Here is a 21,116-nt window from a genome sequence, read left to right as displayed (position 1 = left end):
CCCCTATCGCAGGAAGTTACGTCTGCAATTGGCCGGCTGCCGTCTCATGACATTTCGCTGGTCTGCGAGTTGGCTTTCCCCGCTCTGATGTGGCCTGGCTTGACGGTCAACAGACTAAATATTCCGCGCATCGCGTGGCCGCGCCGAGCATGCAGCAGCCTCGATTATCCTCAATGCCGCCCCTCATTCCGTGACCGGAAATCCCGAATGGTCTGCAAAAACGCCTGCAGGATGGGCGAGGCGTCGTCGGTGCGGTAGATGCAGCTCAGGTCGATGACGGCATCGGGGGCGTTGGCCAGGCGGCGGTAGACGACGCCGGGGACGCTGAGGCTGGTGGCGGCTTCCGGGACCAGGCTGAGGCCGAAGCCGGCGGCGACCAGGGCGACGCTGGTTGGGGCGTCGCCGACTTCCTGGGCGACCTGCGGTTCGAAACCTTCGGCGGCGCACAGCGCCCAGATCTTGTCGATGAAGCTCGGGCGGGCGCCGCTCGGGAAGAGGATCAGCGGCTGGTTGGCCAGTTCCTTGAGCAGGATGGCCGGTTTGGCGGCGAGCGGGTGCCTTTCGCTGACGGCGACCATGATGCTTTCGATCATCACCAGTTCCGACGAGATATCGGGCAAGGGTGCCAGCATGCGGTTGAAGCCAACGCTGATGCGGTGCTGGCGCAAGGCTTCGATCTGTTCTTTCTTGGTCATCGTATGCAGCGCGATGCGCACGTTCGGGTGGCTGGCGCGGAAGGCGTGCAGGACTTTCGGGATGACGTCGAGTATGCCCGAGCCGAAGATACCGATATCCATCCGGCCCTGTTTGCCCTGGCCGGCCTCGCGGGCGCGTTCGCCGGCCTGTTCCATCAGGTCGCGGATGTTGCGGGCGTCGCGCAGGAAAGTCTCGCCGGCCTGGGTCAGCTCGACGCCGCGTGCCGTGCGCAGAAACAGCTGGGCACCGAATTCCTCCTCCAGTTGCTGGATCTGCCGGGTCAGCGGCGGCTGCGAGATGTGCAGGCGGGCGGCGGCGCGGCCGATGTTGAGTTCCTCGGCGACGGCGATGAAGTACTTGAGTTGGCGGAATTCCATGCCGCGCTCCTAGCCGCCGTCCTTCTTTTTCAGCCGGTATTGCAGCTGCGGCCGGGTGATGCCCAGCGTGCGCGCCGCGCTGGCCAGGTTGCCGTCGGCTCGCCGGACGGCTTCGTCGAGCAGGCGGCTTTCCAGGTCCTCGAGCGGAATGCCGCTGCCCAGGATGGCGTCGAGCAGGCTGGCGGTGTGGCTGGATTCGGGCTTGTTCTCCAGGTTGCCGGCCGGCGAGATCTGGCATTCCCAGTTGGCTACCTCGCCGACGTGGGTGAACAGGTGTTCGAGGTCGATCCAGCCGCCCGGCGGGGCGAGGATGACGCCGCGCTCGATCATGTTCTCCAGCTCGCGGATATTGCCCGGCCACTGATAGCGCTTGATCGCCTGCAGCGTTTTGTCGCTGACGCCGAGCAGCTTCTTTTCGTAGAGCGTGCAGAAGCGGGCGAGCATCGCTTCGACGAGCAGCGGGATGTCGGCGACCCGTTCGCGCAGCGCCGGAATCTGGATCGGGTAGACATTGAGCCGGTAGTAGAGGTCGGAGCGGAAACGTCCTTCCTTGACGGCATTCTGCAGATCGACATTGGTTGCCGCGACGACGCGGACGTTGATCTTGCGCACCCGGTCGTCACCCAGCCGTTCGATCTCGCCTTCCTGCAGCACGCGCAGCAGCTTGGCCTGGGCGGCGAGCGGCAGTTCGCCGATTTCGTCGAGAAAGATGGTGCCGCCGTCGGCCCGCTCGAACTTGCCGATGCGCGAAGTCTGGGCGCCGGTGAAGGCGCCTTTCTCTACGCCGAACAGTTCGGATTCGATCAGGTCGTTGGGCAACGCGGCGCAATTGATCGCGACGAACGGCCCTTGCTTGCGTTGGCTCAACTGGTGCAGGGTGCGCGCGAAGCGTTCCTTGCCGACGCCGGTTTCGCCGAGCAGCAGCACCGAAACCTGGGTGCCGGCGGCGCGCTGGACCAGGTCGTAAGCGTGCCGAAAACCGGTCGAATTGCCGACCAGGCTGGGCGTCGCCGTCTGCTGCGAGATGGTCGTGCGCAGGTAGTCGACCTGGTTACGCAACTCCAGCAGGTGGGTGAGCATCGAGTCGGATTCGAAGTAATTGGCGTGCTCGGCGGCGTCCTCCCATTCTTCCAGCGGCTTGCCGACGATGCGGCAGTTGTTGTGGCCGCAGGCGACGCACTCGACTTCCTTGAACAGGATGAAGCGGCCCATGAAGGCCGAGGTGTAGCCCGAGGCATAGCCGATCTGCGACCAGCAGACCGGTTCGTCCGACTGGCCGAACTCGCGGGTGTGCACTTCCTGTTCCCAGGAATTTTCCCAGAGAAATTCGCCGGCGAATTCGCCGCTCGCGAAGTCGGCTTTCAGATGGATCGGCGTGACGCGGACGACGCCTTCCAGCATGTGCAGTTGCGGCCCGGTGAAGAAAGCGTCGGTCAGCGACTGGCTGCCGCGGATGCGCTTGGCCAGTTCAGCATCGCGGACGCCGGCGGCGTAGCCCATGCGGGTCAGGACGCGCCGGGTGTGTTCCTTGCCGACCGAGCCGATCAGCTCCTTGCGCAAGGCGCCAAGGGCCGAGGTGTGCATCAGCACCATGCGGTGGTCGGCCAGCCAGATGGTGCCGTCCTTTTCGGAAAAGCGGACGAGCTCGCGCAGGTCGTTCGACGCCGGATACTGAATTGTCGTCATTTTGTCTCACTGTTTTATGTGCCGGCGTTGCTTGCCATCGTCCGGCTTTCTGGTCCGCCCATTCTACTGCCCATCGCCGCTACGTTGCTTTGCGAAATCTAGGCAGAAAATAAATTTATCGAGATTATTTGCTTGTTCGTAAATTTTAGCGGCAATTGATCAGTTGGTTAATTAGTAATGAATCGATTCATCAAATAGTAATTACCGGCGCCGCTGGCGGTTGTCGTGGAATTCATGTTTCTCAATAAAAACAGTTGCTTGGGCTGGTGGCACGCTCCTTGATTAAGGAATGTCCTCGACACCGTATCTGCGGGGTCGTCTTCAGGAGGAAGTCAGCATGGGACAACAGGAAACAAATCGGTCGGCCACCAATCTCGGCGCCATCCGGCGCTACGTCCGCGTTTGCCAGCGGCGCGCCGATGGCTTTGTCGAGTTCGAGTTCGCCATCGGCGATCCGGCGCTGGCTGTCGAGCTGATGCTTCCCGAAGCGGCTTTTCACGAGTTTTGCCTGACCAACGAAGTCATCGTGCTCGATCCCCTGCAGCCCGGTTCGGGCGACTGGGCGTCGCGCCTGAACGCGCTTTCGCGGCAGGAGATTTCAGACGCTGTTTGAACATCCCGGCAACGGGAATAAAAAAGAGGAGACATTACATGCAGATCGATCTGCGTACGGTGGCGATCAAGCCGCTGCGCAATACCTTCGACCACCTGGTGGAGCGTTTCGGCGACAAGCCGGCCAGCCGCTACCAGGAGGGCAGCTACAACATCCAGCAGGAACACATCTTCCACTACCGCCCGAGCTGGGATGCCGATCGGGTGCTGTTCGACAAGAAGCGCACCAAGATCCAGATGAAGGACTGGTACGCCTTGAAGGACCCGCGCCAGTTCTACTACGGCGCCTATACGATCACCCGGGCCCGGCAGCAGGAGGCCGCCGAGTCGAGCTTCGACATGATCGAGGAGCGCGGCCTGGCCGAGCTGATCCCGAACGAGCAGAAGCAGATCGCCCTCGATATCCTGTTGCCGCTGCGCCACGTCGAATGGGGCGGCAACATGGGCAATGCCTATATTTCCGCCTACGGCTACGGCACGGTGATGACCCAGGCCTGCCTCTACCACGCGATGGATCACCTCGGCGTCGCCCAGTACCTGACCCGCATCGGCCTCGTGCTCGACGGCCCGGATGCGCTCGACAAGGCCAAGGACGACTGGATGAGCGGCGCCCTGTGGCAGCCGATGCGCCGCCATGTCGAGAACCTGCTGGTGCTCGACGACTGGTTCGAGATTTTCGTCGCCCAGAACCTGGTCCTCGAAGGCCTCTCCTATCCGCTGTTCTACGACCACCTGGACAGCGAGTTCTCGGCCAACGGCGGCACGGCGATCTCGATGATGACCCGCTTCATGGGCGAGTGGGCCGGCGAAACCGCCAAGTGGATCGATGCCCAGATCAAGGTCGCCGCCGCCGAGTCGCCGGAAAACAAGGCCCTGCTCAGCGACTGGGTCAAACAGTACCGCGCCGTCACGCTCGACGCCCTGACGCCGCTCGCCAAGTGCGCCCTGGGCGACAAGGCGGCCGGCGTTCTCGAGGACGTCCTCACCGAATTCAACGCCCGCTGCGCCAAGCTCGGCCTGGCTGTCTAGGAGCCTACATGTCTACCGTTTTTATCGCCTTTCAAACCAACGAGGACACGCGTCCGATCGTTGAATCCATCCTCGCCGACAACCCGCACGCCAGCCTCGAAGAGCAGCCGGCCATGGTCAAGATCAATGCCGAAGACAAGCTGGTCATTCGTCGCGAATCCATCGAGGAGCGCATTGGCCGCCGTTTCGACCTGCAGGAACTGCAGGTCAACCTGATCACCATTTCCGGCCACCTGGACGAAGACGACGACACCTTCACCCTGGCCTGGGCAAACTGAGGAGTACACCGACATGGATATGCAAGCCACCAAGAAGAAACTGGGCCTCAAGGAAAAATACGCCCACATGACGCGCGGTCTGGATTGGGAAACCACCTACCAGCCGAAAGAAAAGGTATTCCCGCAAGCCACCTTCGAGGGCATCAAGGTGCATGACTGGGACAAGTGGGAAGACCCCTTCCGCCTGACCATGGACGCCTACTGGAAATACCAGGCCGAGAAGGAGCGCAAGCTGTACGCCGTGCTCGACGCCTTCGCCCAGAACAACGGCCACCTCGGCATTACCGATGCGCGCTACCTGAGCGCGGTCAAATTGTTTCTGACCGGCATTTCGCCGCTGGAATACATGGCCCACCGTGGTTTCGCTGCGGCCGGCCGCAATTTCCCTGGCGTCGGCCCGCGCGTTGCCTGCCTGATGCAGTCAATCGACGAAGTGCGTCATGCCCAGACCCAGATCCACGCCCTGTCGAACTACAACAAGTTCTACGAAGGCTTCCATGCTGGCGCAAGCCACCAGATCGAACGTCTCTGGTATTTGTCGGTACCCAAGTCCTTCTTCGATGATGCCTTCAGCGCCGGCCCCTTCGAATGGATGATCGCCATCGGCTTCAGCTTCGAATACGTGCTGACCAACCTGCTCTTCGTGCCCTTCATGTCCGGTGCCGCCTACAACGGCGACATGGCGACGGTGACCTTCGGTTTCTCGGCCCAGTCCGACGAAGCCCGCCACATGACGCTGGGTCTCGAGTGCATCAAGTTCATGCTCGAACAGGACCCGGACAACCTGCCCATCGTCCAGAAGTGGATCGACAAATGGGCCTGGCGCGGCATCCGCGTGCTGAGCCTGGTCTCCACGATGATGGACTACATGCTGCCGAAGCGCGTGATGAGCTGGAAGGAAGCCTGGGAGATCTACTTCGAGCAGAACGGCGGCGCGCTGTTCAACGACCTCGCCAAGTACGGCATCAAGGTGCCGGACTGCATCGCCCAATGCACGGTCGACAAGGAACATCAGTCGCACCAGCTGTGGCTGACCTTGTGCACCCACTCGCACGCCATGGGTCTGCACACCTGGCTGCCCGACGCCGAGGAGATGGACTGGTTGTCGGCCAAATACCCGAACACCTTCGACAAGTACTACCGTCCGCGTTTCGACGAGCTGCGCGAACGCGCCGACAAGGGCGAGCGCTTCTTCGCCAATACGCTGCCCATGCTGTGTCAGGTTTGCCAGATCCCGATGTTGTTCACGGAGCCGGACGACCCGACCAAGATTTGCTATCGCGAGTCGGAGTTCCAGGGCGAGAAGTACCACACCTGCTCGGACGGTTGTAAGCACATTTTCGACGACGAGCCGGAGAAGTACATCCAGGCCTGGTTGCCGGTATATCAGCTGTATCAGGGCAATTGCTGGCCGGAAGGCACCGATCCGACGGCCGAAGGTTTTAATCCGGTGGCCAAGTATCTCGAATGGTGCCACATCGACGCCAAGGACACCGGCGATTACGAAGGCTCGAGCGACCAGGAGAACTTTGCGGCCTGGCGTGGCGTGGCAACCCAGAACGTGTGAGGCGAGTTGCTAGTAGCTAGTTATTAGTTACTAGCAAAGCCAATGCAAACCCGCTAGCGAATAATGACTAGCGACTAACAACTATTGGAGACGAACATGGCTGTCACAGCCCTCTACGATTATCAATATCCTGCCGCAGATACTCAGGACAAATTTCATGGCAACCAACTGCTCTTCGTTGGTTGGGATGACCATTTCCTGTTTGTCGCGCCGCTCGCTTTTTCGGTGCCGCCGAGTACCAAGTTTTCCGATCTGGTCGAGAAGAACCTGACGTTTGCATACGGCCGTCACGCCGACTGGGCCAAGATCGATTTCAGCAAGGTGACTTGGCTCAAGTCCGGCAAGCCGTTCCAGCCGGATTTCAACAAGACGCTGGCCGAGCAGGGCATCAAGCACAAGGATGCGCTGCGCTTGCAAACCCCGGGCCTGAACGGCAACGGCACCTGTTTCTGAGCCGGGGGCGTCATGGCTTACGAACTGACCATTGAACCGCTCGGCCAGACCATTGAGGTCGAAGACGGGCAGACCATCCTCGACGCAGCGCTGCGGGCCGGCATCTACCTGCCGCACGCCTGCTGTCACGGCCTGTGCGCAACCTGCAAGGTGCAGGTGACGGACGGCGAGGTCGATCACGGGGAGGCGTCGACCTTTGCCCTGATGGACTTCGAACGCGAGGAAGGCAAATGCCTGGCCTGCTGCGCGCGTCTGGAATCCGACACGGTGATCGAAGCCGAGATCGAGGACGATCCCGACGCCGAAAACCTGCCGGTCGAGGATTACACCGGCGAAGTGGTCCGGATCGAAAGCCTGACGCCGACCATCAAGGGCATCTGGCTGAAGCTGGACCGGCCGATGCACTTCCAGGCCGGCCAGTACATCAACCTGGAGATCCCCGCCCTGGGCGGCCAGTCGCGGGCGTTTTCCCTGGCCAACGCGCCGCAGGCAGACAACATCGTCGAACTCAACGTCCGCATCGTGCCGGGCGGCCTGGTTACCACCTGGCTGCACGCCAATCTCGAGGTTGGCGAAACGCTGAAACTGACCGGGCCCTACGGCCGCTTCTTCGTGAAGAAATCGGCCAATCTGCCGCTCATCTTCATGGCCGGCGGCTCCGGTCTGTCTAGTCCGAAATCGATGATCGAGGACCTGCTGAACAACGACTGCGAACTGCCGATCACGCTGGTCTACGGCCAGCGCAATCGCGATGAGTTGTACTACCACGACGCCTTCACGGCCCTGGCCGACAAGTATCCGAATTTCTGCTACGTGCCGGCCCTCTCGCACGAAGCGGAAGGCTCGGGCTGGGACGGGGCGCGCGGTTTCGTGCATGAGGCGGCGAAGGCCCATTTCGGCAACGACTTCCGCGGCCACAAGGCCTACCTGTGCGGTCCGCCGGCAATGATCGAAGCCTGCATCTCGACCCTGATGCAGGGCCGGCTGTTCGAGCGCGACATCTACATGGAGAAATTCTTCTCCGCGGCCGATGCCTCGCAGCAGCTGAAAAGCCCGCTGTTTCGGAATATCTAGTCGGGAGTCGCTAGTAGTTAGTCGGCAGCAAAAACGAGGCACCGACAACCAGCTAGCGACTAATGACTAGCAACTAATAACTGGGTTCTAAAAATGATCTATTTCAACGTAGTCATCGAGGAAACCGGCGAGAGTTTTCGTTGCTCGCCGCAGGAGTCGCTGCTCGTCGGCATGGAACGGCTCGGCAAGAAGGGCATTCCGGTTGGTTGTCGGGGCGGTGGTTGCGGCGTCTGCAAGATCGAAATCACCGCCGGCAGTTTCCAGACGCGGGTCATGAGCCGGGAGTACGTCAGCCACGAGGATGAGGCAGCCGGGCGGTTGCTCGCCTGTCGGGTGATGCCGGCCAGTGATATCCGCCTGCGCGTCCTCGGCAAGATGAGCAAGAACGTCTGCCGGACGCCGCAGCCGGCGGCTGCGGCGCTGGCCTGATCAGGCGGCGCGCGGAGCGGTGGCGGGCGTCCCGTGCAGAAGTTCCTCGGGCAGCGCCTGGATCGAGCGGTAGGTCAGTTCGATGTGCTCGGCCATGATCGCGGCAGCCCGCTCGGCTTCGCGCGCCATCACCGCTTCGAACAGCGCTTCGTGTTCGGCGTGGACGTTGCGCGGGATCGGGTTGAAGGCCAGCGACAGATGACGATAACGGCCGGCCTGCTGGTAGAGGATGGAGAGGAAATGCTTGATCCAGCGCGACGGGCAGGCGGCGATCAGGACTTCGTGGAAGACCCGGTTGCGTTCTTCCCACTCCGCCTCGCCGGCCGCCTCGCCGAGTCGTTCCTCGGCCTTCGACAGGCGATGGAAGGCGACCATCAGTTCGCCCTCCCAGGCGTCGTCGCCGGCCGCGATCGATTGGCGCAGCGCTTCGCACTCGAGCATGACGCGGGTCCGGGTGATGTCGGCGAAATCGTCGAGCGATACCGGGGCGACGCGAAAGCCGCGCTGGCCCTGGCTGACCACCAGCGCGTCGGAGATGAGCAGGGAGAGCGCTTCGCGCAGCGTGCCGGCGCCGACGCCGTAGTCGTTCTTCAGGTGCTCGACGCGCAGCTTGGTACCCGGTCGCAGGCGGCACTCGATGATGTCCCGGCGCAGGGCCTGGTAGGCGGATTCGACCAGGGTCTTGGGTTCGGCGGCCTGGCCGTTGGCGGTAACGGTGTTCTTCTGCATGACGATCGGGTTTTGTGAAGTGGTTTGACCAGAGGAGGTAATTCTACCCGAGACGAAAAATTTTCACGATTTATTAAAATCTCGAGAATTTACGTTGACATCGAGATTGATTGTAAATATCGTTATGTTTAATCGGTTGCACAGATTCCGGATCTGATCAAACAGACCCGGCCAAAAATAAAGGAGACGAAAAAATGGCAATGACTGGAGTACTACGTCCGGGGCACGTGCAAATACGTGTTCTGGATCTCGAAGAAAGCATCAACTTTTACGCCAACGTGCTCGGCCTCGTCGAGACCGGGCGCGACGCGCAGGGCCGCGTCTATTTCAAGGCCTGGGACGAGCGCGACCACAACAGCGTGCTGATCCGCCAGGCCGATACCGCCGGCCTCGATTTCGTCGGCTTCAAGGTCGATAGCGTGGCGACGTTGAACAAGCTGGAAGCCGACCTCAAGGATTACGGCGTCAAGACCGAGCGCATCCCGGCTCGCGAGATGCTGGAAACCGGCGAACGCGTCCGCTTCCTGCTGCCCACCGGCCATACCTTCGAGCTGTATGCCGAGAAGACCGACATCGGCAACGGCCAGCCCTACATCAATCCGGAAGCCTGGATTCCGGCGGCCGAGCACGGCATCGCCCCGGTCCGCCTCGATCACCTGCTGTGCTACGGGCCGGACATCGAAAAGGCCCAGGCCATCCTGCAGGACGTGCTCGGTTTCTATCTGGTCGAGCACATCGAACTGGAGGACGGCAGCGGCGACCTGGCCATCTGGCTATCGACCTCGATCAAGGCGCACGACATCGCCTTCGTCCGCCATCCCGAGCCGGGCAAGCTGCACCACATTTCCTTCCTGCTCGATAGCTGGGAAAAGGTGCTGCGCGCCGCCGACCTGATGTCGATCAATCGCGTCTCCATTGATATCGGCCCGACCCGGCACGGCGTCACCCGCGGCACGACAATTTACGCCTTCGATCCGTCCGGCAACCGTTTCGAGACCTTCTGCGGCGGCTACCAGTCCTACCCGGACGGCAAGCCGATCAAGTGGACGATGGGCGATGTCGGGCGCGGGATTTTCTATCACGACCGCACGCTGAACGACAGCTTCCTGAGCGTGGTGACCTGATGCAGGTCGCCGCCACGCAACCCGGCATCACCGCGCAGGCCGCGGCTGCCGCCTGCGCGGCGGCGGTCGCCCACGCCGAGCAGAACTGCTGGAAGATCAATGTCGCCGTGGTCGATCGTGGCGGCAACCTGATGGCCTTCCTGCGCATGCCGGGTGCTTTCATCCACTCGATCGAGATCGCCATCGACAAGGCCTACACCTCGGCCAGCTTCGGCTTCCCGACCAAGGCCTGGATGGGCGCCATCGGCCACGACGACGGGATGAAATTCGGCTTCTCGGCACGGCCGCGACTGGTCGTCTTCGGTGGCGGCCTGCCGGTGGGCGAGGGCGACTGGCTCGGCGGCATCGGCGTCTCCGGTGCTTCCGAGGCCGAGGACGAGGAATGTGCAAGGGCCGGCTTGCGGGCCATCGGCCTGGCGTAAGAACAGCAAACCAAAAAAGGAAAATCAGCAATGAAGCAAATCCTCAACTTCATCAACGGCGAATTCGTTGCCACCGGCAAGCAGTTCGAGAAGCGCACGCCGCTCGACAATTCGGTGATCGGCCTGGTGCACGAAGCCGGCAAACGCGAAGTCGATGCCGCCGTCGCCGCCGCCCGCGCTGCCCTGGAAGGGCCGTGGGGCAAGATGACGGTGGTCGAACGGACCGACATCCTGAACAAGGTGGCCGACGAGATCACCCGTCGCTTCGACGAGTTCCTTGAAGCCGAGTGTGCCGACACCGGCAAGCCGAAGAGCCTTGCCAGCCACATCGACATTCCGCGCGGCGCGGCCAATTTCAAGATTTTCGCCGACGTCATCAAGAACGCGCCGACCGAGTTCTTCGAACTGGCGACGCCGGACGGCAAGGGCGCCATCAACTACGCCATGCGCCGCCCGGTCGGCGTGGTCGGCGTCGTCTGCCCGTGGAACCTGCCGCTGCTGCTGATGACCTGGAAGGTCGGCCCGGCGCTGGCCTGCGGTAATGCCGTGGTCGTCAAGCCGTCGGAAGAAACGCCGTCCACCGCGACGCTGCTCGGCGAAGTGATGAATGCCTGCGGCGTGCCGAAGGGCGTCTATAACGTCGTGCATGGCTTTGGCCCGAACTCGGCAGGCGAATTCCTGACCACCAACCAAGGCGTCAATGCCATCACCTTCACCGGCGAAACGCGCACCGGTGCGGCGATCATGAAGGCCGCCGCCGACGGCGCCCGCCCGGTATCGCTGGAAATGGGCGGCAAGAACCCGGCCATCGTCTTCGCCGATGCCGATCTCGACGTCGCCATCGAAGCCACGCTGCGTTCCTGCTTCTCCAACTGCGGCCAGGTCTGCCTCGGCACCGAGCGCGTCTATGTCGAGCGGCCGCTGTTCGACAAGTTCGTCGCCGCGCTGAAGGCCGGCGCCGAAAAGCTGAAGCTCGGCGTGCCCTCCGATCCGGCCAGCAACATGGGGCCGCTGGTCAGCCAGGAACACCGCGACAAGGTGCTCTCCTATTACAAAAAGGCAGTCGAGGAGGGCGCCACGGTCGTCACCGGCGGCGGCGTGCCCGACATGCCGGGCGAACTGGCCAACGGCGCCTGGGTGCAGCCGACCATCTGGACCGGCCTGGGTGACGATGCCGCGGTGGTGCGCGAGGAAATCTTCGGGCCCTGCACGACAGTGATGCCCTTCGACAGCGAGGAAGAAGTCGTCAAGCGCGCCAACAACACGAGCTACGGCCTGGCCGCCTCGGTCTACACCCAGGACGTCACCCGCGCCCACCGCGTCGCGGCGAAGATGGAAGTCGGCCTGGTCTGGGTCAACAGCTGGTTCCTGCGCGACCTGCGCACGCCGTTTGGCGGCGCCAAGCAGTCCGGTATCGGGCGCGAAGGCGGCGTCCATTCGCTTGAGTTCTACACCGAACTCAAGAACATTTGCATCAAGCTCTGAGGGCAATTTACCCATGACCACGACCAGCCCGGAAATCGGCCGCAACATCGTCGCCGCCGGCCTTGCCACCAACGTGCACGATCAGGGCACGGGGCAGCCGGTGATGCTGATCCACGGCTCCGGGCCGGGCGTCACGGCATGGGCCAACTGGCGTTTGGTGTTGCCGGACCTGGCTGTCTCGCGTCGGGTGATCGCGCCCGATATGCTGGGTTTTGGCTACACCGAACGGCCGGCCGGCGTTAGCTACTCGCTCGATGCCTGGGTGAATCACGCCGTTGGTGTGCTCGATGCGCTGGATATCGAGCAGACCGATCTGGTCGGCAACTCCTTCGGCGGCGCCATCGCGCTGGCCCTGGCCATCCGTCATCCGCAGCGGGTGCGCCGGCTGGTGCTGATGGGCAGCGTCGGCGTGCCGTTCGCCATCACGCCGGGACTGGATGCGGTCTGGGGTTACCAGCCGTCGCTGGCCGCCATGCGCGGCCTGCTCGACATTTTCGCCCACGACCGCAGCCTGGTCACCGACGAGCTGGCCGAACTGCGCTACCAGGCCAGCATCCGGCCGGGTTTCCAGGAATCCTTCGCGGCCATGTTCCCGGCCCCGCGCCAGCGCTGGGTCGATGCCATGGCCTGCAGCGAAGCGGATATCCGGGCCATCACGCACGACACGCTGATCGTCCACGGTCGCGACGACCTAGTCATCCCGCTCGCCAACTCGCTGACCCTGCACCACTGGATCAGCCGTTCGCAACTGCATGTTTTCGGGCAGTGCGGCCACTGGGCGCAGATCGAGCACAACCGCCGTTTCAATCAACTGGTCAGCAATTTCCTGGCCGAATAGAGAGCACAACAGAGGAAAAAGCGCGATGGAACAATCACAAATCAATGAACTGGGCGACGAGCTCTACGCAGCCCTCGCCAACTGCCGGACGATCAGCCCGCTGACCTCGCGCGGTTTCGAGATCACCGTCGAGGACGCCTATCACATCCAGCAGCGCATGCTGTCGCGTCGCCTGGAAAAGGGCGAGAAAGTCGTCGGCAAGAAAATCGGCGTGACCAGCAAGGCGGTGATGAACATGCTCGGCGTGCATCGTCCGGACTTCGGCTACCTGCTCGACGGCATGGTGTACAACGAAGGCGAGTCGATCCCGATGGATAAGCTGATCCAGCCCAAGGCCGAAGGCGAAATCGCCTTCCTGCTGAAAAAGGATCTGCTCGGGCCGGGCGTCACGGCGGCCGACGTGCTGGCGGCGACCGAAGGGGTGATGGCCTGCTTCGAGATCGTCGATTCGCGTATCCAGGACTGGAAGATCAAGATCCAGGATACCGTTGCCGACAATGCCTCCTGCGGCGTCTTCGTGCTCGGCGACAAGCTGGTGCCGATCGACCAGGTCGATCTGGCGCTGTGCGGCATGGTGCTCGAGAAGAACGGCGAGATCGTCGTCACCGGCGCCGGCGCCGCGACCATGGGCCACCCGGTCAACGCCATGGTCTGGCTGGCCAATACGCTGGGCAGCCTGGGCATTGCGCTGAAGGCCGGCGACATCGTGCTGTCCGGTGCGATGGGCGCCATGGTGCCGGTGGTCAAGGGCGACAGCCTGCGCGTCACGATCGGCGGCATCGGCGGCTGCTCGGTGAAGTTCGTCTAAGGCGCCGACCATGGATCTGCAAATTTCCGGCAAGCGCGCCCTGGTCAGCGGTTCGACCAAGGGCATCGGTTTCGCCATCGCCTGCGAACTGGCCCGCGAAGGGGCACGCGTCGTCGTCAACGGCCGTCAGCCGCAAGCCGTTGGCGAAGCCGTCGAACGCCTGCGCGGACTGGTCGCCGGTGCCGAAGTCGCAGGCGTTGCGGCCGACCTGTCCAACCCGGCTGGCATCGCTATCTTGACCGCCGCCGTGCCGCAGGTCGACATCCTGGTGAACAACCTCGGCATTTTCGATCCGGCGCCGTTCGCCGAGATTCCCGACAGCGAATGGCAGCGCTTCTTCGACACCAACGTGATGAGCGGTGTGCGTCTGGCGCGCCACTACCTGCCGGGCATGACGGCCGCCAACTGGGGGCGCATCGTCTTCATCTCCAGCGAATCCGGCATCAACACGCCGGGCGAGATGGTCCACTACGGCATGACCAAGTCGGCCCAGCTCGCAGTGTCGCGCGGTCTGGCGCAGAGCTGCGCCGGCACCGGCGTCACGGTCAATGCCGTATTGCCCGGCCCGACGCGCTCGGAAGGCGTCGGCGAATTCTTCGCCAAGCTGGCCGCCGAGCAGGGCATCCCCCTTGAAGAAATGGAGCGTCGTTTCTTCGCCGAAGGCCGCCCGACTTCCATCCTCAAACGCATGATCGATCCGGCCGAAGTCGCCGCGCTCGTCGCCTACGTGTGCAGCACCCGTGCTGCCGCGACCACCGGCGCCGCGCTGCGCGTCGAGGGCGGGATCGTTTCCACCATTTGTTGAACACTTTCCAACAAGGACTCCAACATGAGCAAGAAAATCAAATGCGCGCTGATCGGCCCGGGCAACATCGGGACCGATCTGCTCTACAAACTGAAGCGCAGCCCCTTCCTCGAACCGGCCTGGATGGTCGGCATCGACCCGGAATCGGAAGGCCTGAAACGGGCCGCCGAGCTCGGCCTGAAAGTCACCGCCGACGGCGTCGACGGCCTGCTGCCGCACGTCCTGGCCGACAACATCCAGATCGCCTTCGATGCGACTTCGGCTTACGTCCATGCCGAGAACAGCCGCAAGCTCAATGAGCTCGGCGTGCTGATGATCGACCTGACGCCGGCCGCCATCGGCCCCTACTGCGTGCCGCCGGTCAATCTCGTCGAGCATGTCGGCAAACGGGAAATGAACGTCAATATGGTCACCTGCGGCGGCCAGGCCACCATCCCGATGGTCGCTGCGGTGTCCCGCGTCCAGAAGGTGGCCTACGGCGAAATCGTCGCCACCGTCTCCTCGAAGAGCGCCGGTCCCGGCACCCGCAAGAACATCGACGAATTCACCCGGACCACTGCCGGGGCCGTCGAGAAAGTCGGCGGCGCCGCCAAGGGCAAGGCGATCATCATCATCAATCCGGCCGAACCGCCGCTGATCATGCGCGACACCGTGCATTGCCTGACCGAAACCGCCCCGGACCAGGCCGCCATCACCGAATCGATCCACGCGATGATCAAGGAAGTCCAGAAATACGTGCCGGGCTACCGCCTGGTCAACGGCCCGGTCTTCGACGGCAACCGCGTTTCGGTCTACCTCGAAGTACAGGGCCTTGGCGACTTCCTGCCGACCTACGCCGGCAATCTCGACATCATGACCGCCGCCGGCGCGCGGACGGCCGAGATGTTCGCCGAAGAAATGATCAAGGGCACGCTCAAGCTCGAGCCAATCAAAAACGCAAAAGCGGCAGCCTAAGGAGAATATGAAATGAGTTTGCGCGGCAAGAAAATCACCGTCCACGACATGACCCTGCGGGACGGCATGCACCCCAAGCGGCACCTGATGAGCCTCGACCAGATGATCGCCATCGCCACCGGCCTCGACGAAGCCGGTGTCCCGCTGATCGAAGTCACGCATGGCGACGGTCTGGGCGGCTCCTCGGTCAATTACGGCTTCCCGGCCCACACCGACGAGGAATACCTCGGCGCCGTCATCCCCCGGATGAAGCAGGCCAAGGTTTCGGCCCTGCTGCTGCCCGGCATCGGCACCGTCGACCACCTCAAGATGGCGCGCGACCTGGGTGTCAACACCATCCGCGTCGCCACCCACTGCACCGAAGCCGACGTTTCCGAGCAACACATCACGATGGCCCGCAAGCTGGAGATGGATACCGTCGGCTTCCTGATGATGGCCCACATGAACAGCGCCGAAGGCCTGGTCAAGCAGGCCAAGCTGATGGAAAGCTACGGCGCCAACTGCATCTACGTCACCGACTCGGCCGGCCATCTGCTGCCGGACGGCGTCAAGGAGCGCCTCGGCGCTGTGCGTGCGGCATTGAAGCCGGAAACCGAACTCGGTTTCCACGGCCACCACAATCTGGCGATGGGCATCGCCAACTCGATCGCTGCCATCGAAGTCGGCGCCAACCGCATCGACGCGGCGGCCGCCGGCCTCGGCGCGGGGGCAGGCAATACGCCGATGGAAGTCTTCATCGCCGTGTGCAGCCTGATGGGCATCGAAACCGGTGTCGATGTCGCCAAGATCACCGATGTCGCCGAAGACCTGGTCGTACCGATCATGGACTTCCCGATCCGCATCGACCGCGATGCGCTGACCCTCGGCTACGCCGGCGTCTACGGCTCCTTCCTGCTGTTCGCCAAGCGCGCCTCGGTGAAGTACGGCGTACCGGCCCGCGAAATTCTCGTCGAGCTGGGCCGCAGAGGCATGGTCGGCGGGCAGGAGGACATGATTGAAGACACCGCCATTACCATGGCTAGAGAACGGGGATTGATCGCATGAAACTCACCCAGCAAGTTATTGAGCAACTCGCCGAGCACCTCGAAAACGCCGAGTTGCAGGCGCATGACGTGGTGAAAATTACCGAGGCTCATCCCGAGATGGACTGGGATGACGCCTACGCCATCCAGGCCGAGATCCTGCGCCGCAAGCTGGCGCGCGGCAATCGCGTGGTCGGCCTGAAGTGCGGCCTGACCTCGCATGCCAAGATGAAGCAGATGGGCGTCGACACCCCGTGCTTCGGCTTCCTCGTTGATTATTTCAGCGTCGCCGACGGCGGCGAGATCAAGGTGGCCGAACTGGTCCATCCCAAGATCGAGCCGGAAATCGTCTTCGTGCTGAAAAAGGCCCTGAAGGGGCCTGGTTGCCACATCGGCAACGTGCTGGCAGCGACCGATTTCGTGATGCCCGGCCTCGAAATCATCGATTCGCGCTACCGCGACTTCAAGTTCGACCTGAAGAGCGTCATTGCCGACAACTGCTCGTCGTCGCGCTTCGTGCTCGGCGGCCAGGCGGTGCCGGTCGGCGAAGTCGACCTGCGCACGCTGGGTGTCGTCATGGAGAAGAACGGCGAAGCCGTGGCGATCGGCGCCGGGGCGGCCGTGCTCGGCCATCCGGCGGCGGCCATCGCGATGCTGGCCAACCATCTCGGGGCTCGCGGCGAAGAGATTCCGGCCGGCACGATGATTCTTTCCGGCGGCGTCACCGAAGCCGTCGCGGTGCAGGCCGGCGATCACGTCAATCTGCGGATCCAGGCGCTGGGCAGCGTCGGCGTGCGGTTCATTTAAATAGCGAAGGGAGACAGCATGCCATTTGCCCAGATCTACCTGATCGAAGGCCGCACCGAGGAGCAGAAGAAGGCGGTCATCGAGAAAGTCAGCGCCGCCCTGAGCGAAGCCGTCGGCGCGCCGCTGGAAAACGTTCGCGTCTGGATCCACGACGTGCCCAAGGCGCAATGGGGAATTGGCGGCAAGACCGCCAAGGACCTCGGGCGCTAGCGTCGCGTAAAGCCCGGCCGGGCTGAGCGGCCATCCCGAAAAGCAGGAAAAACCGCCCGTCAGGGCGGCGGGGCATTTTTTTGCCTGAAAAACCGTTGTTCATACCTGCAAGGTATTGATTGATATGGGAATTGGTATTGGACGGGGTTTCTCTCGGGAAGGCATAGTTCGCTTCAAGAAAAACAAGTAAATCAGTTTTCCTAATCGTAATTCTAGTGGGAAAACAAAAAGTACCGCCACAGGTACGAGACACCGGAGGAAGGGTATGAGCATGACCAGGAAAATTGCGTTGTTGCCGGTCTGGGGGGCACTTGCGGGTGGACTCCTGGCCGCTTGTTCGCCAGTGCCGGACATGTCCGGCATTGCCGCCGAACGCCAGCGTGCCGTGCATCGCTACGACATCGCCCAGGCGGTGGCGAGCAACGGCAAGGTCGTCGTGGTCGGCACCCAGGATGGTGCCGCGCTGGTTTCCGTCGATCAGGGCAAGAGCTGGCAGCGCCGCGCGCTCGGCAATGCGTCGCTGGTCGATATCGCGACTTGCGGCGACCAGGGCTTCGTTGCCGTCGATCATTACCACAAGGTGTGGTCGGCCGATGCCGACGGCGCCAACTGGCAATCGGTGCCGATCGAAGCGCCGCGCACGCCGCTGTCGGTGACCTGCGACAAGCAGGGCGGCTGGTGGGTCGCCGGCACCAACGCGGTGATCGCCGGCAGCAAGGACCGGGGCAAGACCTGGCAAAGCACCGATCTCGGTGAAGACACGCAGATCACCAGCCTGCAGTTTCTCGACGACCGGAACGCCATCGCGCTCGGCGAGTTCGGCCTGACGGTGTTTTCCGAGGACGGCGGGGCAAGCTGGAAGAAGGGCGCCAAGATTCCCGGCGATTTCTATCCCTACGCCGCCTTGTTCGCCAGCCGCAACGAAGGCTGGGTCAGCGGCATCGCCGGCCAGATGATGCATACGACGGATGGCGGCCGGAGCTGGCAGAAGCAGGTCAACGCGGCGCATGCCTCGCTCTACCGGCTGTTCCTGCATGACGGCGTGCCGGTCGGCGTCGGCTCGGGCGGCGTCATCGCCCGCCTCGACGGCGACACCTGGCGCGTCCTGCCCTATACCGATCCGCTGCCGGTCTTCCTTGGCGGCGGCGCTTCGCTGCCCGGCCAGTCGGCCGTCGTCATCGGCGGCCCCGGCGGTTTGCTGCGCGCCGTCAGCACCGTCGCCAAACAATAAGAGCCCGGAGAAAACCACGCCATGGTTAGCCAATTCCGCCACACCATCACCCATGCCCTGCATCGCGGCGAGGAATGGATTTTCCGCAATCCGAAGATCGTTCTGTCGCTGGTGCTCTTGATCACCTGCCTGTTCGGCGCGGCCCTGCCCAGCCTGCGGGTATTTACCGAATTCTCCGACCTGCTGCCGCAGAACCATCCCTACATCAAGGTTTACAACCGTCTGAAGGAAAATTTCGGCGGCGCCAACATGATCGTCATGTCGGTCGAGGTCGACAAGGGCTCCATCTTCAACGACGAAACCCTGAAGCTGATCCACGAAGCCACGCTGGGTGTGGACAACCTGCCCGGCGTCAATCACAACCTGGTGACCAGCCTGACCCACCGCACGGCGCGCAAGGTCTTCCTCGACGACCAGGGCGGCTTCGCTTCCGAGTCCTACTACGATCCGCTGCAGCCGACCCGGACGGTGGCCGAACTCGAGCAACTGAAAAACGACGTGATCGCCAACCCGACCATTTTCGGCCTGCTCGTTTCGCCGGACATGAAGGCGGCGCTGATCAAGGCGCAGCTCAACGAAGGCGACATCGACTATCCGGCGACCTTCGCCGCCTTGCAGAAGGTGCGAGCAAGCCTGGAAAAGCCGGGTCACCAGATCTACGTCACCGGCAATCCGGTGCTGACCGGCTGGGTCTATACCTACCTCAACCAGATCGTCGAGATCCTGGCGTGGACGCTGTTGTTGCTGTCGGCGCTGCTCATCCTCTATTTCCGCCGCTTCTACGGCATTGCGCTGCCGCTGCTCGGCATTGCGCTGTCGTCGATCTGGGGCCTGGGCTTCATGGCCTTCATGGGGATCAATCTCGAACCGTTGTCGCTGCCCATTCCCTTCCTCATCGCCGCCCGCGCCACCTCGCACGGCGTGCAGCTGGTGGTGCGCTACTACGAGGAACTGGCGATTGTCCATGACGGCCCGAAGGCCGCCCGCAATGCGCTCGACGCGCTGTTCCGGCCGGGTTCGCTGGCGATCATCGTCGATGCGCTGGGGATCGCCGTGCTGATGCTGGGCGCCGCGCCGTTCAATCACAAGCTCGGTCTGGCTGCCGGCTTCTGGGGCTTCTCGGTGATCTTCACGGTGCACTTCATGGTGCCGCTGGCTCTGACCATCCTGCCGGCCCCGAAAAAGCACGCCAACGGCAACGAGGGTATCCGCAACTTCCTCGGCAAGGCCATGGCGCTGACCGGCGGCACCGATGGCGGCGCGCGTTCGATCCTGATCCTGACGCTGATCGGGGCGATCGGCGGCATGTATTTCGTCAGCAAGGTGCAACTCGGCGAATCCGAGCCGGGCTCGCCGCTGCTCCACCTGAACCACGACTACAACGTGTCCACCAAGGCGATCAACACGCGCTTCCCGGGCTCCGAGGAACTGCACGTCGTGGCGCGTACCGACGTGCCGGGCGGCATCAAGCGGCCGGACGTGATGGCCGCCATCGAACGCTTTCAGGCGCACATGCTGAACGACCCGACGCTGGGCGGCACCAAGGCCATGCCGGGCGTCGTCCGCGTGGTCAACAAGCTGACCCACAACGACGATCCGCGCTGGATGCAACTGCCCGACACGGCCCGCGAAATCGGCGGCCTGATGTTCGCCTACATGGCTTCCAGCCCGATTCCCGGCGCCTTGAAGGAATTCGTCAATGCCGACGAGAGCGAAGCCAACATGGTCTTCTACTACAAGGACCACCAGGCCGGGACCATCAACCGCATCGTCGCGCTGGCCGAGGAGGGCATCAAGCAGATCGAGGCGGAAGTGCCCGGTCTGCACATCGAACTCGGCGGCGGCATCATCGGCGTCACGGCGGCCGGCAACCAGGCGCTGCATTCCGACCACATGATCATCATCCCGGCGGTCATGCTGCTCGCCTTCCTGATCGTGATGATCTACTACAGCTCCTTCCATGCCGGCTGGCTGATGGTGCTGCCGATGCTCTTCTCGACGCTGATGACCTACGCCTACATGGGGGCGCTCGACATCGGGATCAGCGTCAATACCGTGCCAGTGATCGCCGTCGGGGTCGGGGTCGGCATCGACTATGCGGTCTATTTCATGGACCGCATCCGCGAGGAATACGCCCACCTGCAGGACATCAAGAAGGCGGTGATCAATGCCGTCGCCACCACCGGCTATGCCGTCAGCTTCACCGCCGTGACGCTGATCGCCGGCGTCGTGATGTGGATCTTCATGTCCGACCTGCGCTTCCAGTCGGACGCCGCGATCCTTCTCTCCTTCATGCTCATCGTCAATGCGATCGCCGCCGTGCTGATCGTGCCGTCGTGGTGCGTCGTCTTCAAACCGAAGTTTGTGACGGCCGTCCATTACGACGAGGACGGGGTGCTCGAAAACGACTAACAAAACACTCCGGAAACCGGGGGGAACAGCAAAGCCATCCTTCTTGAACACACCAAGCGCTGGGGGAA

At 62.8% G+C, this 21,116-nt stretch carries 22 protein-coding genes; 19 read left to right on the top strand and 3 right to left on the bottom strand.

Annotated features, from left to right (window positions below):
* Positions 1-170: 170 nt before the first annotated feature.
* Both KI611_RS17030 and KI611_RS17025 read right to left on the bottom strand, forming a co-directional pair.
* Positions 171-1,073, bottom strand: a complete 903-nt coding sequence (locus tag KI611_RS17030; protein WP_226416842.1) for a LysR substrate-binding domain-containing protein — start codon at positions 1,071-1,073, stop codon at positions 171-173.
* 9 nt (positions 1,074-1,082) lie between these two features.
* Complete coding sequence (locus tag KI611_RS17025; protein ID WP_226416841.1) at positions 1,083-2,759, bottom strand: sigma 54-interacting transcriptional regulator; 1,677 nt, start codon at positions 2,757-2,759, stop codon at positions 1,083-1,085.
* 337 nt (positions 2,760-3,096) lie between these two features.
* On the opposite strand from KI611_RS17025, the gene KI611_RS17020 reads away from it, so the two are divergent.
* The 7 genes from KI611_RS17020 (at position 3,097) to KI611_RS16990 (ending at position 8,201) form a co-directional block, all read left to right on the top strand.
* Positions 3,097-3,372 (top strand): phenol hydroxylase subunit, encoded by a 276-nt coding sequence (locus KI611_RS17020; protein WP_226416840.1) that lies wholly within the window; start codon positions 3,097-3,099, stop codon positions 3,370-3,372.
* A gap of 38 nt (positions 3,373-3,410) precedes the next feature.
* Entirely contained in the window at positions 3,411-4,400 is a 990-nt protein-coding gene (locus tag KI611_RS17015; RefSeq protein ID WP_226416839.1) for an aromatic/alkene monooxygenase hydroxylase subunit beta, read from the top strand.
* Between the two features lie 8 nt (positions 4,401-4,408).
* Positions 4,409-4,678 carry an MmoB/DmpM family protein gene (locus KI611_RS17010; protein WP_226416838.1) on the top strand — a complete coding sequence of 90 codons (270 nt, stop codon included), beginning with the start codon at positions 4,409-4,411 and terminating at the stop codon, positions 4,676-4,678.
* Positions 4,679-4,691: 13 nt separating this feature from the next.
* Positions 4,692-6,245: an aromatic/alkene/methane monooxygenase hydroxylase/oxygenase subunit alpha gene (locus tag KI611_RS17005; RefSeq protein ID WP_226416837.1), complete on the top strand. Its 1,554-nt coding sequence runs from the start codon at positions 4,692-4,694 to the stop codon at positions 6,243-6,245.
* A gap of 96 nt (positions 6,246-6,341) precedes the next feature.
* Positions 6,342-6,698 (top strand): phenol hydroxylase subunit P4, encoded by a 357-nt coding sequence (locus KI611_RS17000; RefSeq protein ID WP_226416836.1) that lies wholly within the window; start codon positions 6,342-6,344, stop codon positions 6,696-6,698.
* 12 nt (positions 6,699-6,710) lie between these two features.
* Positions 6,711-7,772 carry an NADH:ubiquinone reductase (Na(+)-transporting) subunit F gene (locus tag KI611_RS16995; protein WP_226416835.1) on the top strand — a complete coding sequence of 354 codons (1,062 nt, stop codon included), beginning with the start codon at positions 6,711-6,713 and terminating at the stop codon, positions 7,770-7,772.
* Positions 7,773-7,865: 93 nt separating this feature from the next.
* Positions 7,866-8,201 (top strand): 2Fe-2S iron-sulfur cluster-binding protein, encoded by a 336-nt coding sequence (locus KI611_RS16990; RefSeq protein WP_226416834.1) that lies wholly within the window; start codon positions 7,866-7,868, stop codon positions 8,199-8,201.
* Here the strand turns inward: KI611_RS16990 and KI611_RS16985 are convergent, their stop codons facing one another.
* Positions 8,202-8,930, bottom strand: coding sequence for a GntR family transcriptional regulator (locus KI611_RS16985; RefSeq protein ID WP_226416833.1), 729 nt, complete (start codon positions 8,928-8,930; stop codon positions 8,202-8,204).
* A gap of 194 nt (positions 8,931-9,124) precedes the next feature.
* On the opposite strand from KI611_RS16985, the gene KI611_RS16980 reads away from it, so the two are divergent.
* The 12 genes from KI611_RS16980 to KI611_RS16925 all read left to right on the top strand — a co-directional run bounded on the left by KI611_RS16980 (position 9,125) and on the right by KI611_RS16925 (position 21,048).
* Positions 9,125-10,054 carry a catechol 2,3-dioxygenase gene (locus KI611_RS16980; protein ID WP_226416832.1) on the top strand — a complete coding sequence of 310 codons (930 nt, stop codon included), beginning with the start codon at positions 9,125-9,127 and terminating at the stop codon, positions 10,052-10,054.
* Positions 10,054-10,476 (top strand): GlcG/HbpS family heme-binding protein, encoded by a 423-nt coding sequence (locus KI611_RS16975; protein WP_226416831.1) that lies wholly within the window; start codon positions 10,054-10,056, stop codon positions 10,474-10,476. The genes KI611_RS16980 and KI611_RS16975 overlap by 1 nt, the downstream gene beginning before the upstream one ends.
* Before the next feature lie 30 nt (positions 10,477-10,506).
* A complete protein-coding gene (locus KI611_RS16970; protein WP_226416830.1) occupies positions 10,507-11,961 on the top strand; it encodes a 2-hydroxymuconic semialdehyde dehydrogenase in 1,455 nt (484 codons plus the stop codon).
* Positions 11,962-11,974: 13 nt separating this feature from the next.
* Complete coding sequence (locus KI611_RS16965; RefSeq protein ID WP_226416829.1) at positions 11,975-12,799, top strand: alpha/beta fold hydrolase; 825 nt, start codon at positions 11,975-11,977, stop codon at positions 12,797-12,799.
* A gap of 25 nt (positions 12,800-12,824) precedes the next feature.
* Positions 12,825-13,607, top strand: a complete 783-nt coding sequence (dmpE, locus tag KI611_RS16960; RefSeq protein ID WP_226416828.1) for a 2-oxopent-4-enoate hydratase — start codon at positions 12,825-12,827, stop codon at positions 13,605-13,607.
* A 10-nt stretch (positions 13,608-13,617) separates the two neighbouring features.
* Entirely contained in the window at positions 13,618-14,412 is a 795-nt protein-coding gene (locus KI611_RS16955) for an SDR family NAD(P)-dependent oxidoreductase (protein ID WP_226416827.1), read from the top strand.
* A gap of 24 nt (positions 14,413-14,436) precedes the next feature.
* Positions 14,437-15,366: an acetaldehyde dehydrogenase (acetylating) gene (locus tag KI611_RS16950; protein WP_226416826.1), complete on the top strand. Its 930-nt coding sequence runs from the start codon at positions 14,437-14,439 to the stop codon at positions 15,364-15,366.
* A 12-nt stretch (positions 15,367-15,378) separates the two neighbouring features.
* A complete protein-coding gene (gene dmpG, locus KI611_RS16945) occupies positions 15,379-16,410 on the top strand; it encodes a 4-hydroxy-2-oxovalerate aldolase (RefSeq protein ID WP_226416825.1) in 1,032 nt (343 codons plus the stop codon).
* Positions 16,407-17,195: a 2-oxo-3-hexenedioate decarboxylase gene (dmpH, locus tag KI611_RS16940; RefSeq protein ID WP_226416824.1), complete on the top strand. Its 789-nt coding sequence runs from the start codon at positions 16,407-16,409 to the stop codon at positions 17,193-17,195. Before dmpG ends, dmpH begins: the two co-directional genes overlap by 4 nt.
* An 18-nt stretch (positions 17,196-17,213) precedes the next feature.
* Complete coding sequence (locus KI611_RS16935) at positions 17,214-17,405, top strand: 2-hydroxymuconate tautomerase (protein WP_226416823.1); 192 nt, start codon at positions 17,214-17,216, stop codon at positions 17,403-17,405.
* A 271-nt stretch (positions 17,406-17,676) separates the two neighbouring features.
* Positions 17,677-18,636: a WD40/YVTN/BNR-like repeat-containing protein gene (locus KI611_RS16930; protein WP_226416822.1), complete on the top strand. Its 960-nt coding sequence runs from the start codon at positions 17,677-17,679 to the stop codon at positions 18,634-18,636.
* Positions 18,637-18,657: 21 nt separating this feature from the next.
* The gene (locus KI611_RS16925; protein WP_226416821.1) at positions 18,658-21,048 is read left to right on the top strand and encodes an efflux RND transporter permease subunit; all 2,391 of its coding nucleotides are present in this window, start codon (positions 18,658-18,660) and stop codon (positions 21,046-21,048) included.
* Positions 21,049-21,116: the final 68 nt, after the last annotated feature.

The sequence above is a fragment of the Dechloromonas denitrificans genome (assembly GCF_020510685.1).
In the GTDB taxonomy this organism is placed as follows: domain Bacteria; phylum Pseudomonadota; class Gammaproteobacteria; order Burkholderiales; family Rhodocyclaceae; genus Azonexus; species Azonexus denitrificans_A.
This window is presented reverse-complemented; position numbering and strand designations above follow the sequence as displayed.